Consider the following 14,103-nt stretch of genomic DNA (forward strand, 5'->3'; position numbering starts at 1 on the left):
GAAGCGTTGTAAGGCGTTAAGCTAACCTGTACTAATTGCCCGAGAGGCTTAACCATACAACGCCCAAGAAGCTTTAGGCTTTTGCGTGTTGTAGACAAGCTAAAGAAAGTAGAGTGAAAAGTAGTTACTCACTGATTGAATTAATATTATCTTTCCCAAATTGTTACCAGTTTTTCCTGGCAGCCATAGCGATACGGTACCACCTGACTCCATTCCGAACTCAGAAGTGAAACGTATTAGCGCCGATGGTAGTGTGGGGTTTCCCCATGTGAGAGTAGGACACTGCCAGGTCCCATTAAAAGAAACCCGCCTTACGGCGGGTTTTTTGCGTTTGGAAGAAAGAAAAAATTGGGGTCAGAGTCTGAGGGATCCCCACGAATTTAATTTCATACGATTCCAGCCCAGGCCTTGTCGGTAATGGAGCTGAAACGCTACACCCCATACCCCTCCAACCACGAAAATTAGGGGCAGGATACTTTAATTCTTCAACCGGCTTCAAAAGTGGGGTCAGAGTTCATTAATTCTCTAACTGGCTCAGTAATCACATAAATGTACTCTGACCCTAATATTTGAGGCGCTGACTATTCTTCGTTTTTAGTTCGGAACGATGCGCTATAACAGAAGAGGCTCAATACGTCTGAATATTCGTAAGAAAAACCTATGATTGAGAAATGGGGTCAGAGTACTTTAAATCTCAAACAGGATCTGCAATTAGATAAATGTACTCTGACCCTAATATTAAGAAGCCTCGCAGCAGGGCTAATAGCTGATAGTTAACAACTAACAAGAGTTAACTATCAATTAGATTCTAAGCCTTCGAAATAAGCACGGTATTCCATACGTGTTACGTATGAATCACCGTTTTCATCCATCATTTCAAAGTCACCTGCAACATGCGCTATTTTTAATTCATCAGCGGTAAGTTTTCCGTCGCTGTTTACGTCTATCTTGGTAAACTTATCGTCTGCAGTCGCTGACATCTCAGTACGCAGTTCTTTGTTCTTTTCTGAAATCATCTCACCATCAGCTTTTGAAAAGAGCTCAGGATTCCCTTGTTCAGTAAGAAGCGCATCGTTGGTACCTTCGGTTTTTACCTGAGTTATGATGTCGTCACTAAACATAGCGGGTTTTTCATCAACGAATTTATTAAATTCAGCGCGACTGATCATACTGTCGCCATCCGTATCCATCTTAGAAAGTAGTTTGCTGTCGATGACACCAGAGGTTTCAGAACCAACAATATAACCGTTACCGTCTTTGTCCATGGCGCTAAATCCCATAATGATCTTTTCTTCATGATGGCCCGCTATCACAGTTGCAGATAATGTTGCAGCAATAACAGCACTGGTGAGCATACTTAGTTTTGCGATCTTCATAATCAAACTCCTTCTGGCTTTCACGATGAACGCTGACGCTCAATCGCCTTGTCCACTCGTTTCACAGATTTTTAAACAAACTTGACTGGGTAAAACATACGCCCCCAATACGCTTCATTACACAGTTGAAGGTATTCACGGGTTGTGCCAACTGCCTAAGCTGTTGATATGAAAAGTTAAAAGCTCTCGATTCTTTTCAGGAAAGTATTTCTGCTATGTTAAATTGTCGCAGTAGTTGCAAGATCTTCATATGCTGTGACATTTGAACACTTTCGATAGTTAAAATAGCGATAATTGATCGTTAGCTATCCCTTCGAAATTTAAACCTATAAGAGGCAAAATGCTGTCAGCGATAGGTTGGATCTGTTTTTCAATATAGTGATCGTAACGTAGTGGAGCGGTTGCAGTTTCTACGGTTTGAGGGCCTTGCACTGTAATTACATAAGCAATTGTTGTATTAAACTGATAGCGCAATGGCAAACCTTGTTCTTTGTTATATTCATCGGCCAATCGCGCGGCCTTCACATGGGGCGGCAGTGACTTCGTATAAGAGGAAAGTGGCTTTCTTAGGCGCTTTTTATATACCAATTCATGATCTACTTTTCCTGCTTTAATGTCCGCTATGGTTTCATTAATGTAGTCTTCAACAGGTTGGCCAGTGAACACTTTTTTATAAAGTTCATACTGAAATGTTTTGGCCATTACAGTCCAATCTGAGCGAACGTTTTCCAGCCCTTTGAATATGAGCTCTCCGTCTTTCATTCCCGCATAACGCTTTTTGCTACCCTCTGACGAGCCTCTTATTGTCGGCATGAAAAACGTAGCAAAATGCGATTCAAACTCAATTTCCAAATGGCAATCGATATCGAATTGACGTTTTAGCAATTCGTTCCATTTTTTATTTATGATTTCAGCTAATCTAAGCCCTGTTTCTGATGGCGTTCCCAATGCATTATTTCCCTCTACATGAACAAATGTAGAGTCGGTATCGCCATAGATGACAGTATAACCAAGCTCCTCAATCCATCCTGCGGTAGTTTGCATGATCTCATGCCCTCGCAGTGTAATTGAGCTTGCAAGGCGTGGATCGTAAAACGGGCAGCCTCCGCTACCTAGCACACCGTAAAATGAATTCATCAATATTTTGATCGCCTGAGAGCGCGGCGCATCTTGTTGTTTTTTTGCTTCATCACGCTGCTGCCAAAGGTTTTCAATGATAGAAGGAAGAAAGTGAGAGTGGCGACTGAACACGGCACCTTTAAACCCATCTATGGCTGTCTCGGGCGATTTAAGACCTTCAGCAAGCCCAAGAGGGTCTATTTTAAACGTGCGAATGATAGAAGGGTAAAGGCTCTTAAAATCTAGAACCAAAACGTCCTTATAAAGACCGGGTTGAGAGCGCATTACATACCCACCAGGGCTTGCTAACCCTCCATTTTCCGGTCTTACTCCTGCTACATAAGACATGCGGTGTAGCTTGGGTAAGTATACGTTGAGAAAGGCTGCCACTGAACCGCCAGGTCTGCTCATATCTAACCCTGTAAGAATGCTTCGCAGTGCTAGAAAATCAATAAATTGCGTCTTATCTTGAATTCGATTAACTAATTCGGTGTCTTTAAAGTTGTAGTTAGCAAGTGCAACTGGGTCGGTGTGATATAAACGCTTAATCGCTTCCAATTTGTCGGTATCTTGAATCAGTTTGTTCTCGCCAAGAAGCTCCTCGGATACATGATCAAGCGAAAATGATTCGAAGTGATACGTCATTGTTTTAAGCGCTTCAATACCGTCAATAACGCATCGACCTGGAACGTCAACTAAGGTCTGATCTTCCCAGCGCCTAACCGATGCTTCTCGATTGTGTCTACCAATCGCATATTTAAGGTTATTCTCTTTAGCCCTTCGAGCAAGCACGGCCATGTCGAACTGTTTAACGTTCCACCCTAAAATAATATCGGGGTCGTAGTCGGTAACCATTTTAAAAAAACGCGCAAGTAACTCACCTTCAGAATCAACGGTAATGAGCTCATAAGCACTATCCTTTTCTTGAATAAAGGGCTGGTTAGCAAAGTCAGGTGGGCGTACGAGAATTACCACATTTAAGTCATCACCGGCTAATGCAATACTGAATAGCTCTTCGTGCTCATTGCATTCGATATCTATGCTTAATGACGTGAAAGTGGTTCGAAACTGACAAGGTCTAATTTGTGCGTTTTCTATGACGATGTTTGGGTTATCGCCTTGCAATGCGGGCGCGATAAATTCTACAGCCCCATAAACAAAACGCTCCATTAAATAGCGGTCAGCCACACGAATGTCAGCTTCATAAAGCACAATGCTTTGCTCTTGTGCGTGCTGGCGAAGGTGATGCATGTGCGACTCGGTAACCGTTTTTACCGTTGCCACTTTAGTTTGCTCAAGCGTATGAAAACCGTCGTCTGAAATGGTGATGGTAGCAGGAATTCGTTTTGCAATTTCACGCAGAGACTCGACCTGTCCTACTGGCACAAAACACGTTGGCTTTTGCTCTGTAGATACAAGCCTAACGGTAGCGCGAGGTGTTTTAACCCAAAGCTCAACATACACTCTTCCTCGCTTAGAGAAGGTGCTTTTATTGAGTATAAACCCTTGTTGTATCGTCGAGGCAGGCATGTATCTGTTTGAATGTGCGCGTGTTCGTAGGTATTTAAAGCACTAGTATACCGCTTGTTATCATCCACTCCTATAGATCTCTATTCGACAGATATGTTTGTCTTTATGCGCTAGGCGAGTTAGAACGACATCATTACAATTTATCTTGAATAGACACAGCCTTTAGCGACTATATTTTCTTTTCGCGTAAATGTCTGTTCATGTGGGGCAGAAACGGTGAGGGCGATTTGGAATATCTTTACGATAAACAGGTGGAACCTGGTGAGCTTATAGAAGTTGCTGACGGAGTTCTATGGCTAACCATGCCGCTTCCTTTTGAGCTCGATCACATAAATCTCTACCTGATTCGTGGTGAGGGGGGCTGGGTTGTTGTTGATACGGGTATAGGTACGTCTACTACAAAAGCATTGTGGGAACATATTTTTAAAAAGTTAGACGGGCCAATTGTAGGCGTAATCGTTACCCATTTACATCCAGACCATATTGGGCTTGCAGGATGGATAGCCGACACATTTAACGTGCCTTTTTACATGTCGCAAACCGAATACTTTACTGCCCGAGCTTTTGCTGCAGGAAGAAACGGTGCGACCGTTGATAGAGATGTGCAGTACTACCAGCGTGCCGGGTTAGATGAAGTAATGATAGCGAAACTTACGTCTGGAGACGGCAAAGGCTACAGTAGCGTGGTTTCTCCATTACCAATTAGCTATACCCGACTTAAACAGGGTATGGTGTTATCACTAGGTGATAATGAATGGAATGTGATGATTGGGCGAGGGCATTCCCCAGAGCACGCCTGTTTATACAATAAAAAGAAAAATATCCTCATTTCGGGCGATCATATTCTGCCAATAATCACACCAAACATTGGCGCATATTCAACTGAGCCTGATGCCAACACCTTAGATGATTACTTAGATACGCTGCCACAATTTAAAGCGTTGCCTAACGATACGACGGTATTACCGGCACATAAGCTTCCCTTTATCGGGCTGCATGAACGAGTAGATTCACTGATGGCGCATCACCATGATCATTTAGAAGCGCTGCAAATTGCGTGTGAGAGGTCACAAACCGTAGTGGAACTACTACCTGTCATGTTTAAACGCAAATTGTCCAGCCGAAACATGGTTTTTGCAGTCGCAGAGTGCCTATCGCACCTAAACTATTTACACAGTAAAGGCATTGTCTCTCGCACGCTTAACAGTGAAGGAGTATTTGAATTTAAAGCAAGTGAAGCTAAGCGTCTTTCATGACGCCCTGTTTGCTATGTGACTGGTGTAATCTGCATTACGTCGAATGTTTTCAACGCACGTCATACGAAACCTTCAAACTATAAAGAGCACAGGTAGCCGTAAAATGGTACAGCAACGCTTTACAGCCCCTAGTCAGTGCAAGAGAAGGCGTCACTAAAGGCTAGCTGCGCGCTCTCTGTCATGTAGTCTGCGAGTTGGCTACGCCTTTTTGAACATTTGAGGTATCGCGCTGTGCTAGTTGTTTTGGCACCATTATTTCTACCACTGTCCCTTTCGCTTCTTTACTGCTTATTGAAATTTTACCTTGGTGCTGTTCAATTGCTGAATAGGCCACAGACAAGCCCAACCCCTGACCTTGTCCTTCTGGTTTAGTCGTAAAGAAAGGTTCGAATATGCGATTCATATTTTGTGATGGTATTCCGCAGCCTGAGTCCAAAATTTTTATTTTTACTGACTCTGTAGTGTCAAAAACCGTAATTTTAATAAAGCCCTTATCACCTATAGCTTGTGCAGCGTTAATAACAATATTCATTAGCGCTTGCTTTAATGGCCCGGGGTTTCCCATCACCTCCACCTTTTTGTATTGGCATTCAAATTTATATTGAGGCTTGTTGTATTGCGCTGAAATAAGAGTGATAAGCTGATGGCATACGGCGCATACATCTACTATTTGCAAGCCCTCTGTGGTTTCCAATGAAAAATTTTTTAAGTTTTCGACTATATCTTTTACTCGTGTCAGGCCATCGGTAGATTCTTTAATTAATTCAGTGATGTCCTCTTTTAACAACGCGTAGTGATTAGCTTCAAATAGCGCGTCAATTTGCTCTTTAAGCTCGTCATTAAAATTCTCAAGTGTGGCTTGCACACCATCGCAAATTGTAATTAAGTGAGCGGCGTATTGTTCAAACGTACTAAGGTTGGCGTTTACAAAACCAATAGGGTTATTAATTTCGTGAGCAATGCCAGCGGCTAGTTGACCAGTCGAAGCCATTTTTTCTGCTTGAATGAGTTGGCTTTGAGTCGTATCTAATTTTCGTATTAGTTTGCGCTGAGCTTCGTGCTCCTGCTTTAGTGCTTCACTCAGCTTTTGCTGCGCTCTAAAATAACTGGCCTGGGCCGTTACGTCCTGAAGGAAGATACACGCCAACTTTCGCCCCGTACTCTCATCCTTAATGGGCAGAATTTCCATGTTTTGAAACATTTGTGTTTCTTCACCAGTAATTGGGCGAGAGCTTTTAAATGGAAAAATATGCGGGCGTTGCTCCCAATAACTAAAGCTTGGGTGTTGTAGTACAAACACCGACTTTAATCTGCGCCTAAGAAATTTACCTTGCCCTTGAAATAAGTCGGTGACAGGCTTCTCTTTATAATTTTCGCGTAAATTGTGAGGTAAGCGGTCTAAAAAGAAGTCGTTAAGGTATACAACGTTAAATGCCTCATCAACAACGCCTATTCCAACAGGTAGTTTTCCCACCAATTGTTCAAACATTACTCAAGTAACTCATTTAACGTATTTTTCATTCGTTCTAGCGACTCATCGTCTAAGCAAAAAACAACGCGCATGCTGAAAGATGAGATAGCAATAACGAATTGAACTTCCATTACTAAGCTGTGCTGCCACTTAAATGCATCAAAATTAGTCTTGTTGGGCTGAAACAAGGTGGGCATGTTTAAGTTCGTTGTCAGCTCTAGCTGCTGTGAGAGACCTGCTAAACAAGCGCCCGCTAAAATATTGCAAAGCTCCAATATAATTTCTTGAATGTCCTCTTTGCTAAGTGGCTCGTCATAGTCCATTAATAAAGCAACTTCTTTTAAACCCGCGCGTGATAAAACAGACATCACTTCACCGTGAACATCGCCTAAAAAAGACTGACGGGTGTAAAAAGCATCTTCTGTTTCAAATAAAAGGCTATAAAGTTGAGTGGGCGTGACGGCTGAAATTTTAGGAATTGAGATATCAATTTTTGTCTCAATTAACTGAGCGAGAGAATTAGCCGCTTGACCCATCGAAATGTTTAACAGCTCTTGCAGCGCGTCTCTTTGCTCTTCGTCTAGTGGAAGTACAATACTCATAAATACCCCAGCTCAAACATTGTCATCGCTAACTCTTCTTTATCGAGGGGTTTGCGCAAAAATCGCTTGGCGCCAAGAGACATCACAATCTTTTGTTTTTCTGGCTGAAAGTCGGCACTGATCACTATTACATTAGGTGCGTCTGGCTGTTCGCTTAGGTATTTCAACACGCCAACGCCGTCAACCTCAGGCATCGTAAGGTCTAAAAGGATCAGCGCGAAATCACGTTCTGATAATGCATTTATAGCTTCTTGCCCGTTTGTTGCTTCAGTGATGTCATAGTTTAAATCTTCTGGTAGCGATCGAATAACACTTCGTCTCGATAATTTAGAGTCGTCAGCAACTAAAACAGAAATTGACATGTATAGCCTCCTAGAACGGCATGTAAGCAATACCTTTTTTTAAGTAAAGTATGTGCAACTTTAGCGTTACTGCAACAATACCGAAAAATTTTTCTGATGAATGCTTTCTTAGCAGCTAAGCCTTAAATTGAGTATATGTTAGGAGCGTTTTTCTGTGCATTAGACTTTTAAATAAGATATTCGATGCGAGATAGATAGTGAAATGAAGGGAAGGTGCGTATCTAAAAATGATACACACCCTTTAGATTAGCTTTTTTGTAGTGTGTACATTTTCTCTAGCGCAATCGGCATGGCGTCGACGTAGCGTTTTACATCTGCGATTTTTCCCATGCTTACCCGCGACCAATTATCATACGTACGGTAAATACCCCGAATGAGCACATCTTGCTGTGCCATAGCCTGACGAAAATACTCTGCGTTTCCATCACCTAAGTTCACAAAGATAAAATTCGTACTCGAGGGAAGTGCTGTTAATCCGTTCGCTTTCACCGCCTCCATTACCATTGCCTTTCCTTCGTAAATTTTTTCCTTAGAAAAGGTTAAAAACGCGTCGTCGTTATAGCTGGCAATGGCGGCAGCAAGGCCTGCTTGGTTTAACGTATAGCCACCCATGCCGTAGCGATTTATCCATTCTGTGTTTTCTTCTGAAGCGATAAGGTAGCCCACACGCATACCTGCCAACCCATAAATTTTAGAAAATGTTCTTGCCACAATAACGTTGTGGCCTGCTTTGACAAGCGGGATCATAGAATGCTTTGGAGGTTCGTCAGTCAATTCGTTATAGGCCTCATCAACAAGCACAAGCGTTTTCTTCGACGCCTTAATGCAAAAATCGCGTAGCTTGGCGGGGTCCAGTATTTTACCTGTGGGGTTGTTAGGATTGCATATGTGAACCATACCTATTGAGTCATCAATAGCGGCGTACATGGCATCAAGGTCTATATCGAGCTCTGCGGTATTGGCTATTCTTACTATTTCAGGAGCGCCTTGTTTTTCAGGCGCTTTAGATGTGGTATCCCAAAAGAGATCGGGGCCAAGAATTTTACCATTTTTACTCGCTGCAAGAGCGGCATAAGACAATATCGGGCTTGAGCCTGCGCTTAACGAGATATTCTTGCGTGTTATGCCGTAGCGCTCTGCAATCATGTCCAACAGGGTCATAGCCGCTGGATAAGCGTAGTAGGCCCCACCTTCTGACGATGCTTTTGCAATAGCTTCTAGTGCTTTAGGGCTGGGGCCAAACGGGTTTTCGTTTGCGTTGAGCTTCGCTACACCGGGTTTAGGGCCGTACATTACGGATGATGTTTTGTCAGATGCGCCACTCACTGTTTGTGCGCCAACAAGGCCGCTAAGTGCACTTGCACCTATCGCTGATGCTGCTACCGAACCGCCGATAAATAAGCGTCTTGAACGATTGTAACTCACGGTTTGTCTCCTTTATTTTTTTAAATGGCTTTATAGAACATTGCGCTAGATACAATGACGAGATAAATACCAAACAAGCGCTTTAACTTTTTTTCACTAAAGTTATGCGCCATTTTAGCTCCAATAGGAGCGGTGAAAATTGCACCTATACTAATTGCGATAAGTGCCGGAATGTTGATGTAGCCAATGGTGCCAACCGGGAGTGATGCCGTGTCTGGGTGTTTCATAAATAGAAAGCCTATCGCTCCAGGCAAGCCTATCAGAAAGCCTACACCCGCAGCGGTTGCAACAGCTTGCTGAATGGATCGCTGGCACATCACCATGGTGATGACAGTGGGTGTACCGCCACCTATGCCAAGTAACGCCGAAAAGCCACCAAGAACAAATGCCAGTACCGCTTTACCAACGCCCGTGGGCATATCGAAAACAAGTCCCGGTCGAACGACAAACTCTGGAAACAGGAAGTACACGGAATAAAGCAATACCCCGGCGGCAAAAACGACGGTAAGACCGTTTGCACTCGTGTTGTTGGCAATCAGTACACCGCCACCAACACCAAGCACAAGCCAAATACTCCACGAGCGAAGAATGTCGAAATCCACAGCACCTTTCGCGCGATGGGCCATTACAGAGCGAGCACTTGAAACCACAATAGAGGCTAACGACGTTCCTATTGCAACTTTCACCAATGCTTCAGAGGGTGGGGTAAAAAATGGAAAAACAGCCAGCAGGGCGGGCACTACAACAAAACCTCCGCCGTTGCCGAACAAGCCAGCCGTAATACCAGCAATGGCACCAGTTATACATAAAGTAACTACAAACCACAGTAGTTCTATTTCCATTTGTTTTTTACTCCGATTAACACAGCTACTAACATGAATGACCTTTTATATTTTTCTTATATACCGGTGACTTAAAACACAAACACCGACGATTGTCGGTGTTTGTTTATACCAAGTTAAAATCGGGCGGCGAGGCGGGTGTAGTAATATCCACCTTGCCAGTCGACAACTGAGCCTGAGTCGTATACTTGACCGCAGCACGCATCACCGTTGGTACTCACGTCAGGGTAATTGTCGAAGAGGTTTCTAATTCCTACTGACAGCGTGAAGTTTTCATTGATGAGGTAAGAGCCTTCAATGTCGAACATGTATTCGTCACCGAACGTTTGAATGCTAGTTGCATTCACGCCATCATCGCTACCTGCATTTTCGTACTCGCCAAAGTAACTAAGGCGAGCAACGGCAGACCACACGTCGTAGCTGTGCGTTATTGAAAACACGCCACGGATTTCTGGGAGGCTATTTTCAAAATCGAACTGATCTTCAGCGTCTAAGTATTCGCTTGGATCAGAATCGAACTCTGTTTTGTTGTAGTTCACTGAGCCAGTAAACAGGGTTGCGCCGTACTGTGATTCCACTTTGTATGTGGCAACAACGTCTAGGCCCTCTGTTACAGTATCGAACGCGTTCTGAAAGAAGAACACACCGCCAATCGACTCTGCGCCGGAGACGTTCGCACCAGATAGCGCTAAATAATTTTGGTAAGCATCAAAGCCTGGCGCATCAGGATCGGTGACTACTGTGGTTGAAACATCCCGTGTTGAAACCGAATACAAACGGTCCTCTAGTTTAATGTTGTAGTAGTCAACAGTTAGCGTTAAATCACCATAGTTGGCAGTCATACCTAGCGTGAAATTTGTAGACTTTTCTGGCAGCAGTTCGTCAGCACCAAGAGCCTGTGCTACCTCGCCACCGGCAGGGAATAACCCTGTTGCTACAGGAAAACCATCTGGAAGGCGGGTTGAAACATTAGTAGTACCTTGTTGGCCAGGCGTTGGCGCCCTAAAGCCAGTACCAAAAGACGATCTGAACCCTACTTCATCAGTAAGTTGATAAAACCCTGCTACCTTGTACACAACCTCTGAGCCAAAGTCGGAGTAGTCCTCAAAACGCAATGCTGCCTGTGCAAACAGATCTTCGCTAATATCGCCAGAGATATCAGTGTACACAGCGTATGAATCGCGCTCGTAGGTGTCAGAATAATCTGGTGAGTAACCAGGAAATCCATTGGAGCCTACGCCTACCACGGTATACACTGCGTCGTCTGGATTTGCGCAATTTAATGTTGAGCCTGCAGCAATTGCCGCTAGTCCTGCTGCTGATGCGCTTTCTCCGTCACAAAATCCCCAAGGATCAGATGTCGCGTATGGGCCTGCGAAATAAGAACTAACCTCACCTTCTGAAATTTCATAAGACTCGTCGAGATAACTAACGCCAAACGCGAGCACGTATTGATTTAAGTCATACGTAAAATCAGCCTGAATCTGTGTTTCTTCATTGATTAGATCGCCCGGCTCAAATGAGGTCGGTGATTCATTGCCAAGCGAAGGGTTAATTGTGTTTGCTAACGTATAAGAAATCTCATTGTTGCCATAGCGTCCGCTAATATCGTATGTCAAATCGCCAGAAACGCCTTTGATCCCACCCACCATCGAATAATCGGTAACATCACCAAAAAAGCGCGGAGTAAAACCACCGGGGAAAAACGTTAGCGGATTCCAGATTGAGCCATCTTCAAGACGAATATCTTCAATGGTGCCGTTGCCCGGATAACGGTAATAAAATGAACCATCGCCCTCACTTTCTGAATAATTACCGAAGGCGTAAAGCTCTATCTCGCTTGACAACGTGTAGCCAGTGTTGAAGAAAATACGGGTGCCGCTTGTATTTGGCTGTCCCCACGGTTGAACAATATCAGACCCATGTACTCGGTTTGCCATAGCGGTAGCGTCAGCAATGAATTGTTCAGGTTGATCGTCAACACAAAACCAAGGCTCGCAGTATTGCTCTCCTCGAAAGGTGGCATCGCTATCTGAATATTCGGCTGAAATACTGAAGAAGCCATCACTACCTAGTGCAAAGCCTTTGTTTCCCGTAACCGTTATTTGGTCGCCATCACCTTCGTAAAACGTTCCATAATCGGCAATTAGCGAGCCACCCTCAGTGTTATTTTTTAACTGGAAGTTAATAACACCTGCAATGGCATCTGAACCATATTGTGCCGCCGCACCGTCTCGTAATACTTCTACGCTTTGAATGGCTGCGGTTGGAATTGTGGCAATGTCTGGCCCCTGCGTACCCGAGCCACCAATGGTCACAAGCGCCGCTCTATGGCGACGTTTGGAGTTCACCAGAACCAAGGTTTTGTCAGTGGGCATGCCGCGAAGTGTGGCTGGGCGAATGAATGTACCACCATCAGAAATAGGTTGGCGAGCAACTGAGTAAGATGGCACCAATGTCATAAGCACGTTATTCATGTCTGTGAAAGCTACAGCTTCAATGTCTTCTGCGGTCAGTACATCAACGGGCACGGGAGAGCTAGTGACAGAGCGCGGGGCGCCTCTGGCGCCAACAACGGCAATACGTTCTAAGTTTTTGGCTTCATCGGTCTCGTCGGTCACTTCTTGCGCATGGGAAAGCACAGTAGTGGTAAAAAGGGTTAAGCCTGTGAGGGCATTACAAACTGCAGTGTGAAGTGTTCTCTTTTTCATGTGTGTTCCTAATCGTGCTTATTGTTGTTTGGTTTGGTGAGTAGAGATGGTGAAAACCTGCACTCTTATTAGGCACGTACGAGCACCACTTTGATGCGAGGCGCATTTTCTTTTTGTTGTTTTTATAGTTGCTCGTGTACAAGGACTAGGCTAAGAGCTCTTTTGCGTTGCAGGAAGAAAGAAGATTATTCAGGGGTATAAGAAAAACATTGAGCCTTCTTGAAGCTCGCTATTTTCTTGCAGTTAGACCTAAGTATTAAGTTTTGAAAGAATTTTATCGCCATCTTAAAAATGCGAATTTTTACATTTTTGCTTCATTTGATTCCTTTAGATGGCATATTCATTGCTGCAGACCGTTGTATAAAACGTTAATAGACCCTCCTTATTTAAGTCACCAACTTAGGATAGTGTGTGCATTCAAAACAGCTGTATTTTTTTGTGATAGCCGTACAAAAAGGAAGTATCGCTGCAGCAGCGCGAGCACTTGATATAGCGCAGCCTGCTGTTAGTCAGCAAATTGCTAGCTTAGAGCGAGAAATGAAAGCAAAGTTGCTTGATAGAACTTATTCTGGGGTAAGCTTAACTTCTGCCGGTGAGGTATTTTATAAATATGCCGAAAAACTATTAAGTGAAATAGATAATATAAAAGCAGCGTTAGAAGCGTTTCAAGCTGAGCAGCACAAAGTGATTAAAATAGGCATGTTACCGTCTATAGGTAACGTGCTTTCACTACCTTTACTTACTGAAATATCTAAACATCATTTGGGGCTTAAAGTCGAAATTAGTACCGGGCCTTCCCATACTATCAATAATTGGCTCGAATCGAAGCAGGTGGATATCGCACTTACCTATCAACAAGCCGTCCAGCCAAAATTGATGCGAGTAATGCCCCTTATACAAGAAGAACTTCATCTCGTTTTTTCGGCTTCATCGATGTGTTCGCAATATATTAAGTTGCGCGATAGGAACACCATAAAATTCTGGGAGATCAGTGAATTGCCTTTGCTCTCACCAGGAAAGAATGACGCACTAGGCCAGTTGATAGCCGACTATGAAAAAGCCACGGGGGTGAGTTTACAGCACGACTTAGTTTATTCAGGGCAGCTGATGACAGGGTTAAGACAAGTTATGCAAGGGGAAGGGGTAATGATACTGCCCACCTCTGCTATTTTTCATTTGAAAGAATCGGGATTGGTATCAACGCTGAAAATCATTCAGCCAGAGATGCACAGAAGAGTACTTGCCGTTACCAATAAACACGTTAATGTTAACCTAGATCACGAACGCATTATGAACCTTATTAGAAAAATAATTGCCCAAGAAAACGCGCGTAATCATTGGTGCGGCTCGTTAGAGTTTGCTGCTTCAACATTTACCACTCCAAGCGCTTGATAGTCGAAATTCACGCC

10 protein-coding genes and 1 rRNA gene are annotated in these 14,103 nt (G+C 43.7%); 3 read left to right on the top strand and 8 right to left on the bottom strand.

The window, feature by feature from the left end; genetic code table 11:
- The first annotated feature begins 175 nt into the window (after positions 1-175).
- Positions 176-291 (top strand): 5S ribosomal RNA (rrf, locus tag ACHUFN_RS16915).
- 506 nt (positions 292-797) lie between these two features.
- On the opposite strand, the gene ACHUFN_RS16920 is transcribed toward rrf, so the two are convergent.
- Both ACHUFN_RS16920 and ACHUFN_RS16925 read right to left on the bottom strand, forming a co-directional pair.
- Positions 798-1,376: an EF-hand domain-containing protein gene (locus ACHUFN_RS16920; protein ID WP_394223748.1), complete on the bottom strand. Its 579-nt coding sequence runs from the start codon at positions 1,374-1,376 to the stop codon at positions 798-800.
- Between the two features lie 279 nt (positions 1,377-1,655).
- The gene (locus ACHUFN_RS16925) at positions 1,656-4,025 is read right to left on the bottom strand and encodes a DNA polymerase II (protein ID WP_394223750.1); all 2,370 of its coding nucleotides are present in this window, start codon (positions 4,023-4,025) and stop codon (positions 1,656-1,658) included.
- 227 nt (positions 4,026-4,252) lie between these two features.
- Between ACHUFN_RS16925 and ACHUFN_RS16930 the strand changes: the two genes are divergently transcribed.
- Complete coding sequence (locus ACHUFN_RS16930) at positions 4,253-5,281, top strand: MBL fold metallo-hydrolase (RefSeq protein ID WP_394223911.1); 1,029 nt, start codon at positions 4,253-4,255, stop codon at positions 5,279-5,281.
- 178 nt (positions 5,282-5,459) lie between these two features.
- On the opposite strand, the gene ACHUFN_RS16935 is transcribed toward ACHUFN_RS16930, so the two are convergent.
- The 6 genes from ACHUFN_RS16935 to ACHUFN_RS16960 form a co-directional block, all read right to left on the bottom strand.
- A complete protein-coding gene (locus ACHUFN_RS16935) occupies positions 5,460-6,770 on the bottom strand; it encodes a sensor histidine kinase (protein ID WP_394223752.1) in 1,311 nt (436 codons plus the stop codon).
- A complete protein-coding gene (locus ACHUFN_RS16940) occupies positions 6,770-7,354 on the bottom strand; it encodes a chemotaxis protein CheX (protein WP_394223753.1) in 585 nt (194 codons plus the stop codon). Before ACHUFN_RS16940 ends, ACHUFN_RS16935 begins: the two co-directional genes overlap by 1 nt.
- Positions 7,351-7,716, bottom strand: coding sequence for a response regulator (locus ACHUFN_RS16945; RefSeq protein ID WP_394223755.1), 366 nt, complete (start codon positions 7,714-7,716; stop codon positions 7,351-7,353). The genes ACHUFN_RS16940 and ACHUFN_RS16945 overlap by 4 nt, the downstream gene beginning before the upstream one ends.
- Positions 7,717-7,962: 246 nt before the next feature.
- Positions 7,963-9,141 carry a pyridoxal phosphate-dependent aminotransferase gene (locus ACHUFN_RS16950; protein WP_394223757.1) on the bottom strand — a complete coding sequence of 393 codons (1,179 nt, stop codon included), beginning with the start codon at positions 9,139-9,141 and terminating at the stop codon, positions 7,963-7,965.
- Between the two features lie 20 nt (positions 9,142-9,161).
- Positions 9,162-9,983 carry a sulfite exporter TauE/SafE family protein gene (locus tag ACHUFN_RS16955; protein WP_394223759.1) on the bottom strand — a complete coding sequence of 274 codons (822 nt, stop codon included), beginning with the start codon at positions 9,981-9,983 and terminating at the stop codon, positions 9,162-9,164.
- 116 nt (positions 9,984-10,099) lie between these two features.
- Positions 10,100-12,694, bottom strand: a complete 2,595-nt coding sequence (locus ACHUFN_RS16960; protein ID WP_394223761.1) for a TonB-dependent receptor plug domain-containing protein — start codon at positions 12,692-12,694, stop codon at positions 10,100-10,102.
- Positions 12,695-13,105: 411 nt separating this feature from the next.
- Here ACHUFN_RS16960 and ACHUFN_RS16965 point away from each other — a divergent pair, with 411 nt between their 5' ends.
- Positions 13,106-14,086 (top strand): LysR family transcriptional regulator, encoded by a 981-nt coding sequence (locus ACHUFN_RS16965; protein WP_394223763.1) that lies wholly within the window; start codon positions 13,106-13,108, stop codon positions 14,084-14,086.
- Positions 14,087-14,103: the final 17 nt, after the last annotated feature.

The sequence above is a fragment of the Alteromonas gracilis genome, assembly GCF_043642145.1.
GTDB classification, from domain to species: Bacteria; Pseudomonadota; Gammaproteobacteria; order Enterobacterales; family Alteromonadaceae; genus Alteromonas; species Alteromonas gracilis_B.

What these genes read in the sequence shown, in the direction of transcription:
- ACHUFN_RS16920 (WP_394223748.1), bottom strand. Translation starts at nt 1,376, where the DNA reads ATGAAGATCGCAAAACTAAGTATGCTCACCAGTGCTGTTATTGCTGCA.
- ACHUFN_RS16925 (WP_394223750.1), bottom strand. Translation starts at nt 4,025, where the DNA reads ATGCCTGCCTCGACGATACAACAAGGGTTTATACTCAATAAAAGCACC.
- ACHUFN_RS16935 (WP_394223752.1), bottom strand. Translation starts at nt 6,770, where the DNA reads ATGTTTGAACAATTGGTGGGAAAACTACCTGTTGGAATAGGCGTTGTT.
- ACHUFN_RS16940 (WP_394223753.1), bottom strand. Translation starts at nt 7,354, where the DNA reads ATGAGTATTGTACTTCCACTAGACGAAGAGCAAAGAGACGCGCTGCAA.
- ACHUFN_RS16945 (WP_394223755.1), bottom strand. Translation starts at nt 7,716, where the DNA reads ATGTCAATTTCTGTTTTAGTTGCTGACGACTCTAAATTATCGAGACGA.
- ACHUFN_RS16955 (WP_394223759.1), bottom strand. Translation starts at nt 9,983, where the DNA reads ATGGAAATAGAACTACTGTGGTTTGTAGTTACTTTATGTATAACTGGT.
- ACHUFN_RS16960 (WP_394223761.1), bottom strand. Translation starts at nt 12,694, where the DNA reads ATGAAAAAGAGAACACTTCACACTGCAGTTTGTAATGCCCTCACAGGC.